The organism is Bradyrhizobium sp. SK17 (assembly GCF_002831585.1).
In the GTDB taxonomy this organism is placed as follows: Bacteria; Pseudomonadota; Alphaproteobacteria; order Rhizobiales; family Xanthobacteraceae; genus Bradyrhizobium.
In genome coordinates, this window is record NZ_CP025113.1 from 7,951,887 (window position 1) to 7,966,034 (window position 14,148).

Below are 14,148 nucleotides of genomic sequence, written 5' to 3' on the forward strand. Positions count from 1 at the left end.
GCCGGGACGACACCGAGCTTGTGGATGCGGCGTCGCTAAAACCCCGGCCGCGGCACGTGGCTCATCAGCGTTCGCGCGTAGCCGCCATCGACGATGATCTCCTCGCCATTGACGTAGGACGACCTGTCGCTCGCCAGGAACAGGGTGGCGTCCGCCATGTCCTGCGGCGCGCCGATCCGGCGCATCGGCACCACGGCGGTGCGCCGCTCGGTAACCCCTGGCGTATCGTAGAATGCCTGGCTCATCGGCGTGACGACGAGACCGGGGCTGACCACATTGCTGCGGATGCCATGCGGTCCCCATTCGGCAGCGAGCTGCTGCGAGAGCATCACGACGGCGGCCTTGCTGACGCTATAGGCGCCGCTCTGGCCCTGCGCGTTGCTGGCCGCGATCGAGGCGACGTGGATCAGGCTGCCACGTCCTGCCTTGCGCATCTGGCGGCCGAACGCCTGCGCGCAGATGAAGTAGCCGGTGAGGTTCACCGCCAGCACCGCGTTCCACTCCGCGAGCGGCAGCGTATCGAGCCCGCCGGGCCGCAGCACTGCGGCGGTGTTGACGAGGATGTCGCAAGCACCGAGCGTGCGCACGACGGCGTCAGCGGCATCAGCGACATTATCTTCGCTCGTCGTGTCGCAGCTTGCGACGAGATGGCTATCGCCGAACGCGCGAAGCTGGGCCTTGGTCTCCGCCAACCCACGCTCGTCGCGATCGAGCGCGGCGACCTTGGCGCCGGCGCGCGCGAAGCTGATGGCGGTGGCGCGGCCGATGCCACCGCCCCCGCCGGTGACGACGGCAACGCGGCCCGACAGGCCGAGCCAGTCGGAGGAATGTTGTTCGGTCATGGGCGCCTCCCGCGCGTTCTGATTATGCCGGCAGCATAACCGAACGCGCGACAAACGAGAGCGATCCCGGCATGCATGCCGGGATCGCTTTTGTGTCAGGCCTTGGACGTCGCTGGCGCCTTAGCCGGGAATCCCGGCGGCGACCTGGCCGCGCAGACGTTCCAGGCTGTGCAGCGTGTTGGCGCAGGCTTCCGCGACCTCGATCCCCTTGATCACGAAGTGCTTGCGGAAGAAGTCGTAATGCACCTCGGTCTCGTGGAATTGCTGCGGCGTCAGCACCGCCGAGAACACCGGCACCTCGGTGCGCAATTGCACATCCATCAGCGCCTTGATCACGGTGTCGGCGACGAATTCGTGGCGGTAGATGCCACCATCGACGACCAGCCCGGCCGCCACGATCGCGGTGTAGCGGCGTGTCTTCGCCAGCAACTGCGCGTGCAGCGGGATCTCGAACGAGCCCGGCACCTCGAACACGTCGACATTGGTGATGTGATGCGCCTCGATCTCCTTCAGGAACGAGATGCGACACTCCTCCACCACGTCGCGGTGCCAGGACGACTGTACGAAGGCAACGCGCTGCGGCTTGGCGAAGTGCGGATGCTCCGGCACCGGCGGATCAGCCGGCGTGTCGGGAGCATGCTCCGACTGCGGGGTTTGGACTTCAGCGTCTTGGATTTCAGCGTCTTGCAACATCTGATTCATGGCTTTCCTCTTTCAGGACCAGAATCAGGGCATACGGACAACGACAAGAGCCCACGCGAAACTCGCGTTGGCTGCCGCAACCGTTCTCTTTCATCCGGACTGTGACCGTCGGCTTCGGAATTGCACCGAATCTGCTGACCCTTCCTCCCGCTTCGCGGAACGAAGGCGCTCGCGGGCTTGGGCTCATCGCCCTTACCGCCGGTGGGGACTTTCACCCCGCCCTGAGAACATCGGCACGCCCGGAATGGACGTGCCTGACGGGAAATATGACCAAACCGCGACGGCCGGGCAAGGTCCTTTGGCATGGGGAAACGGCATGTCCCCATGAGCACGCTGCGGCTCTCGCACGACGACGTGAGCGCACCGGGAGGCTGATTCACGAACCCGGCGCAGCGCCGGCAAATGGTTAACAAATCGTTTACCGACCACGAAGATTCCGATTTGTTCGCAAAATCACAAGTGTGGCGGAGATCAGCTGTGGACGATGCGCGCTTTGGCTGTGGACGGACTCGGCGTGCGGTTGCGCGGATTCCGCAAATCACATCACTTCATCGGCGTCAGGTCCAGGGGCATCCGGAAGCCCAATCAAGGAGCTGCACTCGGCCACGACGCAGTATGTCGCAAGTGCCGGCTTCCGTGTGCGTATCAAGCGATCATAAGAACAAGGTCCGAGACGGCATGTCCCTCCTCGAAAGCATTATCGATTCCCGGAACAACCCGCTTGCGGTGGTCGAAGATATCGCCACCGACAACAACTGGGCGTTCGAGCGTTCTGGCGAAGACGAGGTGACGATCGTCTCCAAGGGAGACTGGATCGACTATCAGCTCTCGTTCACCTGGATGGGTGAGATCGATGCGCTGCATCTCGCCTGCGCCTTCGACATGAAGATGCCGCAGGCGCGACGCGCCGAGGTGCAGCGTCTGGTCGCCGCGATCAACGAACAATTATGGGTCGGCCATTTCGACCTGTGGACCCACACCGGCATGGTGATGCACCGCCAGGCGCTGGTGCTGCCCGGCGGCCTCACCGCTTCCACCGCGCAGTGCGAGGCCATGGTGGTCAATGCGATCCACGCCTGCGAGCGCTATTACCCGGCGTTCCAGTTCGTGGTGTGGGCCGGCAAGTCGACCGCCGAGGCGATGGCGGCGGCGATGTTCGACACCGAGGGCGAAGCATAAGGGTTTCGTTCCGGCGCATCCACACATTCGAGGTCGTCCCGGCGAAGGCCGGGACCCGTACTCCGCGGCCCCTGGGCTTAAGCAAACTGCTTGTGGCTCCCGCTTCGCTTCACTAGAACCGCCTGTGGTTATGGGTCCCGGCCTTCGCCGGGACGACGAATGGTGGTGACAGCCGTGAACACATCCAGCAGCTCGTTGAAAGGTTCATCCGGCACCATCGCGCTCGCGGGCGCGGGCAAGATGGGCGGCGCGATGCTGACCGGTTGGCTCGCGCAGGGCCTTTCGCCGCAGCAGGTCGTGGTGATCGATCCGCACCTTTCACCTGATATCTCCGCGCTCGGCGCAAGGGGCGTGCGGCTCAATCCGCAGGCGAAGGAGATCGGCACGGTCGACACGCTCGTCGTCGCCGTGAAGCCGCAATCGTTCCGCGACGCCGGCGCCGCGCTGAAGGCCCTCGTCGGTCCCTCGACGCTGGTGGTCTCGATCATGGCCGGCACGACCATGTCAGTTCTTGAAGAGGTGGTCGGCGGCGCTGTCGTGCGCGCGATGCCGAACACGCCGGCGGCGATCGGCCGCGGCATCACGGTCGCGGTGCCGGCAAAGCGCGTCACCGCCGCGCAGCGCGCCATGACGGATGCACTGCTGAAGGCAACCGGTCTCGTCGAATGGGTCGACGATGAGAGCCTGATGGACGCGGTGACCGCGGTCTCCGGCTCCGGGCCGGCCTATGTCTTCCTGCTCGCCGAAGAACTGGCCCGCGCCGGCGTCGCGGCCGGCCTGCCCGAAGGGCTCGCGACCACGCTGGCGCGTGCGACCGTCGCCGGCTCCGGCGAGCTGCTGCACCGCTCCGATCTGCCGTCGGCGACGTTGCGGCAAAACGTCACCTCACCCGGCGGCACCACGGCCGCGGCGCTGGAGGTGCTGATGGCGAATGATGGCCTGCAACCGCTGATGACCCGCGCAATTGCCGCAGCGACGCGGCGCTCGAAGGAATTGGCGAAGTAGTCGCCTGCTACGCCTGCGCCGAAGTCCCGGCCAGCCGCTTGTTGAAACTCTCGACATTGATCAGGCCGCGCGCGTGGCGGCCTTCGCCGAGCTTGCGCGTGCCTTCGAAAGCCTCGACCTCGAAGCGGATCACGCGGCGCTCGACCGCGATCACTTTCGCGGTGGTGCGCACGGTGGCACCGACAAGCGCTGCCGCCAGATGGCGGATATCGACCTCGGTCCCGACCGTGACCCAGCCGGGCTGCAACGCCGCGCGGATGGCATCGCCCGACGCCATCTCCATCTCGAGGATCATCATCGGCGTCGCATAGACCATCGGCATGCCCGGCACGAAATGCCCGACCGTGCGCTCCGGCGGCACCACCAGCATGCGCTCGGCGCTCATGCCGATCTTGATGAAGTCACGTGCGTCCATTGGTGCCTCAAGAAAGGTGTCGTCCCGGCGAAGGCCGGGACGACGACGCTGGATTATTTCTTCGCCGCCGCCGCGCGCTCGACGAACGACTTGCCGCCCTTCATCTTGTGATGCAGCGGCGCCTCGTTGATCTGGATCACGACGGCGTCGGCATCGACGCCGAGGTTCTTCACCAGCGCCTGGGTGATGTCGCGCATCATGCCGAGCTTCTGCTCGTCGGTGCGGCCGGCGGCCATGCTCACGGTGATCTCAGGCATTGCATTATCTCCCTGGTTGTCGTTGACGCGCAAACCGGCGATCCGCCGGCTCGGCAGGCGCGCCATCTTTTTGAAGATGGCCGCGCGGGTCAAGCCCGCGCATGACACACCAGCTATCCCCAGTTCACGCCGTGCCGCGCCAGGACCTCGCGGACCTTGGCGACCAGATCGGCCTCGGCACAGGAAAACTGCGCCGGCCGCGTTTCACGCCATTCCTGATTGGAGGCGATCGCGGCCGCAGCCTTGGCGCCCTCGATCAGATCCTTGATCTGCACCTCGCCGCGCGCCTTCTCGTCCGAGCCCTGGATGATGACGCAGGGCGAGTTGCGGCGGTCGGCATATTTGAGCTGGTTGCCCATGTTCTTCGGATTGCCGAGATAGAGCTCGGCGCGGATGCCGGCCTGGCGCAGCTCGGCGACCATCTTCTGATAGTCGGCGACGCGGTCGCGATCGAACACGGTGACGACGACGGGACCGAACTCGGCTTGCGAGTCGAGCTGACCGAGCATCGTCAGCGCGGCCTGCAAGCGCGACACGCCGATCGAGAAACCGGTCGCCGGCACCGGCTCGCCGCGGAAGCGCGAGACCAGGCCATCATAGCGGCCACCGCCGCCGACCGAGCCGAACCGCACCGGTCGGCCCTTCTCGTCCTTGGTGTCGAGCAGAAGCTCAACCTCGTAGACCGGGCCGGTGTAGTATTCGAGGCCGCGGACGACAGTGGGATCGATGCGGATGCGATCCGCCCCATAGCCGGACGCCGCAACCAGTTTTGCGATCTCTTCGAGCTCGCTCACGCCGGCCTGGCCAATCTCGCTCTTCGCCAGATGGGTCTCCGCCGCGGCGATCGCCTGTTTCCAGTCGTCGCGCTGTTGCGTGACGGCGAGCACGATATCGGCATCCGCCGGGCTCAGCTCGGCGCCCTTGGTGAAGTCGCCCTTGCCCTCTTCACCACCATCCCATCGCCCGGGTCCAAGCAGCTTGCGGACTTCATCGGCGGAAAACTTGTCGAGCTTGTCGATCGCACGCAGCACGGTGAGGCGACGGCCCGCATTCTGCTCGCCGCCGAGACCAATCGCCTCGAGCACACCGTCGAGCACCTTGCGGTTGTTCACCTTGACGACATAGGAGCCGCGCGGAATGCCGAGCGCTTCCATCGTGTCGGCCGCCATCATGCAGATCTCGGCGTCGGCCGCAGGCGTCGCCGAGCCGACCGTGTCGGCGTCGAACTGCATGAACTGGCGGAAGCGGCCGGGACCGGGCTTCTCGTTGCGGAACACATAGCCGAACCGATAGGACCGGTATGGCTTCGGCAGCGCGTCGAAATTCTCGGCAACATAGCGCGCCAGCGGCGCGGTGAGGTCGTAGCGCAGCGAGATCCACTGCTCGTCGTCATCCTGGAACGAGAACACGCCCTCGTTGGGCCGGTCCTGGTCGGGCAGGAACTTGCCGAGCGCGTCGGTGTATTCCATCGCCGGCGTCTCCACCGGCTCGAAGCCGTAGAGCTCGTAGACGGCGCGGATCTTCTCGACCATCGCCCGCGTGGCGTTGATCGCGGCCGGGCCGCGATCTTCCAGTCCGCGCGGCAGGCGCGCCTTCAGTTTCTGGGGCTTTTTGGGTTTTTCGGCCATTGGGGTTCTTTGTCGGGCCTGCAAGTCAAAACTGACTTACACATATGAGCCCGAGTTAGCAGCGGACGCACTCTACAGCAAGCGTCGGCCTATCTTAACCTCGCCCCGCTCTTCTGCGGGGAGAGGTCGAAATTCGCGTGAGCGAATTTCGGGTGAGGGGCATGGCACGATGCCCGTTTCAAATCCGGTGCCGCGGAGAGAAGGCCCCTCACCCCACCCTCTCCCCGCAAGGCCGGGGCGAGGGAGTGAGAGAGCGCACCCACCTTACGCGACGCTGCGGATCCAGTTGTGCGGGTCGTTGGTGCGGCCGTACTGGATGTCGACCAGCTTCTTGCGCAGCCCCATGGCGACCGGGCCGGCGACGCCGCCGCTGATCTGGAAATCGCCGCTCGCCGAGCAGACCTTGCCGATCGGCGAGATCACGGCGGCGGTGCCGCAGGCGAACGCCTCTTTCAGCTTGCCGCTGGCGGCATCGGCGCGCCACTGCTGGATCGTATAGGGCTCCTCGCGCACGCGGGTGCCGGAATCCTTGGCGAGCGCGATGATCGAGTCGCGGGTGATGCCGGGCAGGATGGTGCCGAGCGGCGGCGTCGAGATCGAGCCGTCGTCGAACGCGAAGAAGATGTTCATGCCGCCGAGCTCCTCGATGTAGCGGCGCTCGACCGCATCGAGGAACACGACCTGGTCGCAGCCGCGATCGATCGCCTCGGCCTGCGCGCGCAGGCTGGCCGCGTAATTGCCGCCGCACTTGACCGCGCCAGTGCCGCCGATCGCGGCGCGCGTGTAGTTCTCCGACACCCAGATCGACACCGGCGCGGGGCCGCCCTTGAAATAGGAGCCGACCGGAGATGCGATCACCGAGAAGATGTATTCGGCCGACGGCTTCACGCCGAGAAAGATCTCGCTCGCGATCATGAACGGCCGCAGATAGAGACTGCCCTCGCCGCCCGGAATCCAGGCGCGATCGATCCGCACCAGTTGCTCGACCGCCTCGATGAACACGTCCTCGGGCAGCGGCGCCATCGCCATGCGCTTGGCCGAATCGTGGAAGCGGCGGGCATTGGCATCCGGACGGAACAGGTTCACGCCGCCATCGTCGCGCTTGTAGGCCTTGAGGCCCTCGAAAATTTCCTGGGCGTAGTGCAGCACCGCGCCGGCCGGATCGAGCGGAAAATTCGCGCGGGCCTCGACGCGGGCGCTGTGCCAGCCCTTGCCCTGGCTGTAGCGGACGATCGCCATATGGTCGGTGAAGACGCGGCCGAAGCCCGGGTCCACGAGCTTCGCCGCGCGATCCTTGTCGGAGGTGGCGTTCGGCGAAGGCTGGATGTCGAATTTCAAAGTCATTTTCTTGCTTTCCGCTGTCGCTGCCGGCGCGATATCCGGCGCCGGTGTGTTTCCCCCGGGCCTGCCGGCTCGGCCTGGTACGGACGTCACCGCCGGCCGCAAGGCCGGTTTCCATCGCCAACATGCCGGTTAGACATGCTTTTGCGGAGTGCTGAAGTCCAGTATGTTTGCCGAGATGCCGCTCGACAATCGCACGGTAGTCCAATTTGCGGCCCAAACCGCCTCACAGGCTCTTTCAGGCCGCTTCAAACGCTGTCGGGGACGAAACGACTTAATGTTTCGTCGTGACAGGCAGTTTTGTAACATTGAGACCAAGATACGTCAATATGACTGACATAAATTTCTCAGGCATGGCTGCCAAGCCCGATTCGCAGGGAGATGACCACTCTCCCTCGGCCGGCGCGCGCGACCTGCGCTGGGACATCATCGAGCTCCTGTTCTTCGCCTACCGCGACTTCGTCGGCGACGCCGACCAGGAGCTGGAGGCGTTCGGCTTCGGCCGCGCCCACCACCGCGTCATCCACTTCGTCACCCGTTATCCGGGGCTGAAGGTCGCCGACCTGCTCGACGTGCTGCGCATCACCAAGCAGTCGCTCGGGCGGGTGCTCAAGCAGCTGCTGGACGAGGGTTACATCGTGCAGAAGACCGGCAACAATGACCGCCGGCAACGCCTGCTCTATGCCACGCCGAAGGGCGAGGCGCTGGTCGCCAAGCTCGCGGGGTTGCAGACCGACCGCATTAACCGCGCGGTGGCCGGCATCGATCCGGCCGGCGTCGAGACGGTTCGCCAGTTCCTCCGCGCGATGATCGACCGCGACGATCCCGACAAGGTGCTCGAGGCGATCTTCGGCGGCGGCAGAAAAACAAGGGAGTGAACCTGGTGCAGGCTGCAACCATGATGCGCGCGCCGATCGAACCGGCCGACGACGCGCCGCACCTTCTGCTGGTCGACGACGACCGCCGCATTCGCGACCTGCTGTCGCGCTTTCTGTCCGGCGAAGGCTATCGCGTCACCACGGCGATGAGCGCCACCGACGCCCGCGCCAAGCTGCTCGGACTGCACTTCGACCTCTTGATCCTCGACGTGATGATGCCCGGCGAGAACGGCTTCGACCTCGCCCGCTTCATCCGCAGTTCCTCGACGGTGCCGATCATCATGCTGACCGCCCGCCACGAGGCGGAGGCCCGCATCGAGGGCTTGCAGATCGGCGCCGATGATTACGTCGCCAAGCCGTTCGAGCCGCGCGAGCTGGTGCTGCGCATCGGCAATATCCTCAAGCGCACCGCGCCGCCGCAGACCGTGACTGTCGAGCAGATCGCCTTCGGCCCCTACATCTTCCACATCGAGCGCAGCGAGCTGCGCCAGGGCGAGGAGATCATCCATCTCACCGACCGCGAGCGCGAGATGCTGCGCATCCTCGCGAGCGCGCCCGGCGAGACCGTGCCGCGCGCCGAGCTGACCTCTGGCGGCACCGTCAACGAGCGCGCGGTCGACGTGCAGATCAACCGGCTGCGCCGCAAGATCGAGCACGATCCGGCCAATCCGCTGTTCCTACAGGCGGTGCGCGGCATCGGCTATCGCCTGGTGGCCGCCCCCTGACTTGGGCATGATCTTGTCGGAAAACCGCTACACACTTTTCCGGATCATGCGTTAGAGCACCCGTCATGAGCACGCTCGATACCGGCCTGACCCTGATCAAGAACGCCTCGCAGCGCGTCTCGAAGGCGAACGGCTGGATGGGCAACGCGTTCAAGAGCTGGATGCCGACCGGCCTCTATGCCCGCGCGCTGCTGATCATGATCGTGCCGATGGTGATCCTGCAAACCGTGGTCGCCTTCGTGTTCATGGAGCGGCACTGGAACACGGTGACGCGGCGGCTGTCGGCGGCTGTTGTCTCCGACATCGCCGCGCTGATCGACGTCTACAAGACCTATCCGCAGGACAAGGACCGCGCCCAGTTGCGCAGCATCGCCCAGAAGCTGCAACTGCTGGTCGACTTCCTCCCCGCCGGCGACATGCCGCCGCCGGGACCGAAGCCGTTCTTCTCGCTGCTCGACCAGACGCTCTCGGTGCAGCTCGGCCGCCAGATCAGCCGCCCGTTCTGGATCGACACCGTCGGCAAGTCCAATCTGGTCGAGATCCGCGTCCAGCTCGACGATTCGGTGATGCGGATCTTCGCGCAGCGCAGCGCGGCCTACGCCTCCAATTCGGAGATCTTCATCTTCTGGATGCTCGGCACCTCGACCATCCTGTTGATCGTCGCGGTGCTGTTCCTGCGCAACCAGATCAAGCCGATCCTGCGGCTCGCTGATGCCGCGGAAAGTTTCGGCAAGGGCCGCGAGGCGCCGAACTTCCGGCCGCGCGGCGCGCGCGAGGTGCGGCGCGCGGCGCAGGCCTTCATCGAGATGAAGGCGCGCGTCGAGCGCTCGATCGAGCAGCGCACCGCGATGCTCGCCGGCGTGTCACATGATCTGCGCACCATCCTGACCCGCTTCAAGCTCGAGCTGGCCCTGATCGGCGAAGGCCCCGAGATCGACGCGATGCGCAAGGACGTCGACGAGATGTCGATGATGCTGGAGGACTATCTCGCCTTCGCGCGCGGCGATTCCGGCGAGGTCGCGCAGCCGACCGACATGGCGCTGGCGCTGGAAGAGTTGCGCAGCGACGCCGAGCGTCACGGCCACATCGCGACCGTCGCGTTCCACGGCCTGCCGGTCGTCACGGTGAAGCCGGCCTCGTTCAAGCGCTGCCTCGCCAACCTCGTCTCCAATGCCGCCCGCCACGCCAACACGATCTCGATCACCGGCCAGCGCGACCACCGCTATCTCAACATCACGGTCGACGACGACGGCCCCGGCATCCCCGCCGCGATGCGCGAGGAAGTGTTCAAGCCGTTCCTGCGGCTCGACGATGCCCGCAACCAGGACGAAGGCGGCAGCGGGCTCGGCCTTGCGATCGCCCGCGACATCGCCCGCTCGCATGGCGGCGACATCATGCTCGGCGAAAGCCCGATGGGCGGCCTGCGCGCCGTGGTGCGGGTGCCGGTCTAGCTTACCAACGATACGACAAGGTGCCGATGACCTGACGCCGGGCGCCCGAGTAACAATAGCCGGACTGACAGGTCTGGTACTGCGTGTCGAACAGGTTGGTCGCGTTCAGACGCATGGTGGCCCCGAGCATCCGCCGGTCGAGCTTGCCCAGATCGTAATCGATCACCGCATCGAACAGCGTCGTCGCCGCATTCTGGAACGTGTTCTGGTCGTTGCCGAAGTTGGTGCCGATGTAACGGACACCGAGGCCGAGCCCGAGCCCTTCGACCGGGACGCCGGACTGGAAGGTGTATTTGCCGAACGCGGCGAAGGAATTGCGCGGGATGCCGGAGAGCTCATTGCCGGTCGTGTCGGGATTGCCCTGGTTGATGACGACGTTGAGATGGGTGTAGGCCGCGGTGAGATCGAATCCCTGCTTGAGCGCCAGCTTCGCCTCGAGCTCGACGCCCTTGGATTCGACCTGCCCGGTTGCCGCCTGGAAGGCCATGTTGCTGGGATCGGTGCGCAGCACGTTGTCCTGGGTGATGTCGAACACCGCGGCGGTCAACAGCAGTGGAACCTGCGGCATCTGGTACTTGATGCCGATCTCCTTCTGCTCGCCGGTGGTCGGCCTGAACGGCGATCCCGATACGTCGAGGCCGACCTGCGGGGCGAAGGCCGTCGCGTAGCTCACATAGGGCGCAATGCCGTTGTCGAACACGTAGGAGAGGCCCGCGCGGCCGGTGAAGGCGTTGGCCTTCTGCGTCGACGGCACGCCGTCGAGACCCGCCGTCGTGGTCTGGGAGACCCAGCTCTGGCGACCATTGAGTGTCAGGACGAAGCCGCCGAGCTTGGCCTGCTCCTGCACATAGACACCGACCTCGTCGGTGGACTGCTTGTTGAAGATCGAGAATGACGGCGTGGCAATGGCCTGGGCGCCGTAGTTCATCGTCAGCAGATTGAGGTCGGGCGCCGCTCCGTAACCGATCTTGTCGTTGTAGTAGGAATGACCGTAGTCGACGCCGAACAGCGCCGTGTTCCGGATCGCGCCGAGCATGAACTTGGCCTCGGCCTGGTTGTCGAGCGTGACGGTGTTGAAGCTGTCGAGGATCCGCCACGCGGAGCGCGAGGCCAGATTGGTGCTGCTGTCGATGGAATCGATCTGGGTGTATTTCGCGTCGACGTCGACCTGGTAGAAGCGGAAGTTCTGCCGCACCGTCCACACGTCGTCGACATTGTGCTCGAACGCGTAGCCGATCCGATACTGCTTCTGGTCCATCGCGCTGAACGCCGGATCGTTCGAATAGATGTTGGTCAATTGTCCGTCGGGCGAGCGGAAATTGCCGATGCTCGCGGCGGTCCGGCTGGTTTGATATTCGCTCAGGATGGTGAAGGACGTATCGGCGTCCGGCCGCCAGGTCAGGGCCGGCGCGATATAGGCGCGATCGTCGTCATTGCCGGGATACCAGGTCTTGGCGTCACGCAGCAGACCGGTCAGGCGGTAGTACAATTGGTCGCTGCCGGGCACCGGGCCACCGATATCGAAGCTGCCCTGGTAACGATCATAGTTGCCGGCTTGAAGCTGCACCTCGCCGAACGGCGTCATGGTCGGCCGCTTGGTGGTGACGTCGACGATGCCTCCGGGAGAGCCAAGGCCGTAGAGGCCGGAAGCCGGGCCACGCAGGATCGACACGCTGTCGAGACCCCAAGGCTCGATCTTGGGAATGGCGAAGTTGCCGCCGCCCTGGCGCAGCCCGTCGCGATAGATCCCGGTATAGGTCGCATCGAAGCCGCGGATGTAGAAACTGTCGAACCGCGGATCATAGCCGAACGCCGTCGTCGTCACGCCGGGCGTGTAGTCGACGGCATCCTTGAGCGTCTGAACGTTGCGATCCCTGAGCTCCTTTTGCGTGACCACGGAAAGCGACTGCGGCGTCTCGATCAGCGCGGTGTTGGTCTTGGTGCCCGCCGTGCTGCCGGTCGCGACATAGCCGGTCGTCGTGCCGATCGTGCCGCCGGCACCCTGCGACCGCGGAGCCTGACTCTGAGCGGGCGTTGCAGCGCCAAGGCGGCGGCTCGCCGCGGCCGCGCGCGAGGCGCTGGCGCGGCGAGTTGAAGCGACGGCACTGCGCTTCCTGGCGGCGCCGGGATCGTCGACCGTGACTGCGGGAAGCGCGGTCGTGTTATTTTGCAGGGCGCTGCTCTGTGCCTGGGCGCTGGCGACGTTCGTGCTCATTGGCACAAGCAAGACCGAACCGAGAAACGCTGCATTGATCGCAGCCGTTGATGCAAGCAAGCCATGCTTGCGTCGCGACCCCATTCCCACCGAACAAATCCCCAGATGCCCCGATTGATCTTCGATCGAGCCGCTCGCGCGTGATGAGGCGAGCGACGATCGAGGCGGACTTCTATCGGCGCGATGAGTGAAACTCCACACGCGCAAAATAGAATCGATAGAAGCACGCGCGACGCACGACATTGGAGCGATTCAAAACCGACATGTTGTCGCAGCAAGCTCTTCAACGCGATGAGCCGATGCGCGTCTTCGCTCTCACATATCTCTCGCACCAGGTGTCATGCGCCCTCGCAATGATGTTGATTTCATCTTGCGGCGCTCGCGTACATGACGTGGTCGCGCGCGATGTCTTCGACATCGACAATCCGCGTCATTGCGACGTGACGCATCGCAGTCTGCGTGCAGTGATGGGTCAAAAGCAAAACGGCCTCTCCGCATCGGAGAGGCCGTGTTCAACTATCGGGCGGCAGACGAATGGGCTGCGGCTATTTCTGCTTGGGCAGCAGGCCCTTCAGCTTTTCCATGTCCTTGACGTTCATCTTCATGCCGCCGGGCATGATGATGTCGCCCGGCTTCTGGTCGCTCTTGCAGGCGCCGAGCCACTTCGCCTCGATGGTCATCGTGGTGTCGCGGGTCCCGGCCGCGCCGCCCTCGGAGTGCGAGGTGCTCTTGACCGTATAGGCGGAATTGAAATCGCCGACGATCTCGGAGTGCCCCTGCACCGTCATGCCCGCGACGCTGCACACGCTATCGCTGACATAGCCGGTAGCGGTCTTCTGGACGTCGTGCTTGGAACAGACTTCCTTGGCCATCGGCGAGGCCGCCGCGCTCATTTCCTTGTCGGTGGTCTCGTCGGTGCAGTGCTGCATGGTGATTTCCGGCATCGGTCCGCCGGTGCGCAGCATTTTCATTTCCCACAGGCCCGGTTTGCGGATCGGCAGGTCGACGGCGCTTGCGGCGCCGGTGGACAGGACGAGGCAAATGGCCGAACCAAACAAGGCAAGCTGTCGGGTCATGCGGTGAGCTCCCGGCTGGACGATCGAGGAATTGAGAGCGCCTCAGTACCGCGTGCGCAGCGGTCTCTCAGCCGCCCCATAGGGCACCCAGCGGCAGGCGAACGAAACGTAGCCGCCCGGATAGCGCTGCGCCGCGAGGAACTTGGCGACCTTGCCGTAGGAGGCGCAGTGATCGACGGCGAGCTGCCGCGCGTCGGTCTGGGTCGCCAGTGAGTAGGCGATGATACCGCCGGTATCATTGCCCTTGAACGCCGGCACCGGCTGCAACCAATCGGCCCGCGCCGAACCAACGGCCAGCATCCCGCAAACGGCAACCAGGCACGCGGCCAACTTCCTTCGCATCGCAGACTCCATTTCGCTGAGGCCCAACATAGAGTGCGCCGGCCACCCTGAAAAGAACGAGCCGGCCGCCAGAGGCGGACTTCTCCGCAGGT

Annotated in this window: 14 protein-coding genes and 1 riboswitch; of the genes, 5 read left to right on the forward strand and 9 right to left on the reverse strand. The window is 65.0% G+C overall.

Going from position 1 to position 14,148, the window contains the following annotated elements; translation table 11 throughout:
• Positions 1–35: 35 nt before the first annotated feature.
• Together CWS35_RS36920 and CWS35_RS36925 are read right to left on the reverse strand one after the other, a co-directional pair.
• Positions 36–842 carry an SDR family NAD(P)-dependent oxidoreductase gene (locus CWS35_RS36920; protein ID WP_100955899.1) on the reverse strand — a complete coding sequence of 269 codons (807 nt, stop codon included), beginning with the start codon at positions 840–842 and terminating at the stop codon, positions 36–38.
• Between the two features lie 120 nt (positions 843–962).
• Complete coding sequence (locus CWS35_RS36925; protein ID WP_100955900.1) at positions 963–1,544, reverse strand: 6,7-dimethyl-8-ribityllumazine synthase; 582 nt, start codon at positions 1,542–1,544, stop codon at positions 963–965.
• A gap of 78 nt (positions 1,545–1,622) precedes the next feature.
• Positions 1,623–1,777, reverse strand: a riboswitch (FMN riboswitch).
• 445 nt (positions 1,778–2,222) lie between these two features.
• On the opposite strand from CWS35_RS36925, the gene CWS35_RS36930 reads away from it, so the two are divergent.
• Positions 2,223–2,723, forward strand: a complete 501-nt coding sequence (locus CWS35_RS36930; RefSeq protein ID WP_024581087.1) for a YbjN domain-containing protein — start codon at positions 2,223–2,225, stop codon at positions 2,721–2,723.
• A 159-nt stretch (positions 2,724–2,882) separates the two neighbouring features.
• On the forward strand, positions 2,883–3,728 hold the full coding sequence (gene proC, locus CWS35_RS36935; protein WP_100955901.1) for a pyrroline-5-carboxylate reductase: 846 nt from the start codon (positions 2,883–2,885) through the stop codon (positions 3,726–3,728).
• 7 nt (positions 3,729–3,735) lie between these two features.
• Here proC and CWS35_RS36940 read toward each other — a convergent pair whose 3' ends face one another.
• The 4 genes from CWS35_RS36940 to CWS35_RS36955 form a co-directional block, all read right to left on the reverse strand.
• Entirely contained in the window at positions 3,736–4,143 is a 408-nt protein-coding gene (locus tag CWS35_RS36940; protein WP_100955902.1) for a thioesterase family protein, read from the reverse strand.
• Between the two features lie 53 nt (positions 4,144–4,196).
• The gene (locus tag CWS35_RS36945) at positions 4,197–4,400 is read right to left on the reverse strand and encodes a tautomerase family protein (protein ID WP_018269806.1); all 204 of its coding nucleotides are present in this window, start codon (positions 4,398–4,400) and stop codon (positions 4,197–4,199) included.
• A 113-nt stretch (positions 4,401–4,513) separates the two neighbouring features.
• A complete protein-coding gene (gene hisS / locus CWS35_RS36950) occupies positions 4,514–6,028 on the reverse strand; it encodes a histidine--tRNA ligase (protein ID WP_100955903.1) in 1,515 nt (504 codons plus the stop codon).
• Positions 6,029–6,292: 264 nt separating this feature from the next.
• Positions 6,293–7,372 (reverse strand): branched-chain amino acid aminotransferase, encoded by a 1,080-nt coding sequence (locus tag CWS35_RS36955; protein ID WP_100955904.1) that lies wholly within the window; start codon positions 7,370–7,372, stop codon positions 6,293–6,295.
• Between the two features lie 326 nt (positions 7,373–7,698).
• On the opposite strand from CWS35_RS36955, the gene CWS35_RS36960 reads away from it, so the two are divergent.
• The 3 genes from CWS35_RS36960 (at position 7,699) to CWS35_RS36970 (ending at position 10,423) form a co-directional block, all read left to right on the forward strand.
• Positions 7,699–8,247, forward strand: coding sequence for a MarR family winged helix-turn-helix transcriptional regulator (locus CWS35_RS36960; protein WP_063124463.1), 549 nt, complete (start codon positions 7,699–7,701; stop codon positions 8,245–8,247).
• A 20-nt stretch (positions 8,248–8,267) separates the two neighbouring features.
• Complete coding sequence (locus CWS35_RS36965) at positions 8,268–8,972, forward strand: response regulator (RefSeq protein WP_029879090.1); 705 nt, start codon at positions 8,268–8,270, stop codon at positions 8,970–8,972.
• 65 nt (positions 8,973–9,037) lie between these two features.
• Positions 9,038–10,423 carry an ATP-binding protein gene (locus CWS35_RS36970; RefSeq protein ID WP_100955905.1) on the forward strand — a complete coding sequence of 462 codons (1,386 nt, stop codon included), beginning with the start codon at positions 9,038–9,040 and terminating at the stop codon, positions 10,421–10,423.
• A 1-nt stretch (position 10,424) separates the two neighbouring features.
• On the opposite strand, the gene CWS35_RS36975 is transcribed toward CWS35_RS36970, so the two are convergent.
• From CWS35_RS36975 to CWS35_RS36985, 3 genes are all read right to left on the reverse strand, one after another.
• Positions 10,425–12,638: a TonB-dependent siderophore receptor gene (locus CWS35_RS36975; RefSeq protein ID WP_245438808.1), complete on the reverse strand. Its 2,214-nt coding sequence runs from the start codon at positions 12,636–12,638 to the stop codon at positions 10,425–10,427.
• A gap of 545 nt (positions 12,639–13,183) precedes the next feature.
• Positions 13,184–13,714 (reverse strand): DUF3617 family protein, encoded by a 531-nt coding sequence (locus tag CWS35_RS36980; RefSeq protein ID WP_024581097.1) that lies wholly within the window; start codon positions 13,712–13,714, stop codon positions 13,184–13,186.
• 42 nt (positions 13,715–13,756) lie between these two features.
• Positions 13,757–14,056 carry a hypothetical protein gene (locus CWS35_RS36985; RefSeq protein WP_100956988.1) on the reverse strand — a complete coding sequence of 100 codons (300 nt, stop codon included), beginning with the start codon at positions 14,054–14,056 and terminating at the stop codon, positions 13,757–13,759.
• Positions 14,057–14,148 lie beyond the last annotated feature (92 nt).

Bases quoted from the DNA above. Each gene is read 5' to 3' on its own strand.
- hisS (WP_100955903.1), bottom strand. From the start codon at position 6,028: ATGGCCGAAAAACCCAAAAAGCCCCAGAAACTGAAGGCGCGCCTGCCG.
- CWS35_RS36985 (WP_100956988.1), bottom strand. From the start codon at position 14,056: ATGCGAAGGAAGTTGGCCGCGTGCCTGGTTGCCGTTTGCGGGATGCTG.
- CWS35_RS36925 (WP_100955900.1), bottom strand. From the start codon at position 1,544: ATGAATCAGATGTTGCAAGACGCTGAAATCCAAGACGCTGAAGTCCAA.
- CWS35_RS36955 (WP_100955904.1), bottom strand. From the start codon at position 7,372: ATGACTTTGAAATTCGACATCCAGCCTTCGCCGAACGCCACCTCCGAC.
- CWS35_RS36930 (WP_024581087.1), top strand. From the start codon at position 2,223: ATGTCCCTCCTCGAAAGCATTATCGATTCCCGGAACAACCCGCTTGCG.
- CWS35_RS36970 (WP_100955905.1), top strand. From the start codon at position 9,038: ATGAGCACGCTCGATACCGGCCTGACCCTGATCAAGAACGCCTCGCAG.
- CWS35_RS36960 (WP_063124463.1), top strand. From the start codon at position 7,699: ATGACTGACATAAATTTCTCAGGCATGGCTGCCAAGCCCGATTCGCAG.
- CWS35_RS36920 (WP_100955899.1), bottom strand. From the start codon at position 842: ATGACCGAACAACATTCCTCCGACTGGCTCGGCCTGTCGGGCCGCGTT.
- CWS35_RS36940 (WP_100955902.1), bottom strand. From the start codon at position 4,143: ATGGACGCACGTGACTTCATCAAGATCGGCATGAGCGCCGAGCGCATG.
- CWS35_RS36980 (WP_024581097.1), bottom strand. From the start codon at position 13,714: ATGACCCGACAGCTTGCCTTGTTTGGTTCGGCCATTTGCCTCGTCCTG.
- proC (WP_100955901.1), top strand. From the start codon at position 2,883: ATGGTGGTGACAGCCGTGAACACATCCAGCAGCTCGTTGAAAGGTTCA.
- CWS35_RS36965 (WP_029879090.1), top strand. From the start codon at position 8,268: ATGATGCGCGCGCCGATCGAACCGGCCGACGACGCGCCGCACCTTCTG.
- CWS35_RS36975 (WP_245438808.1), bottom strand. From the start codon at position 12,638: ATGAGCACGAACGTCGCCAGCGCCCAGGCACAGAGCAGCGCCCTGCAA.
- CWS35_RS36945 (WP_018269806.1), bottom strand. From the start codon at position 4,400: ATGCCTGAGATCACCGTGAGCATGGCCGCCGGCCGCACCGACGAGCAG.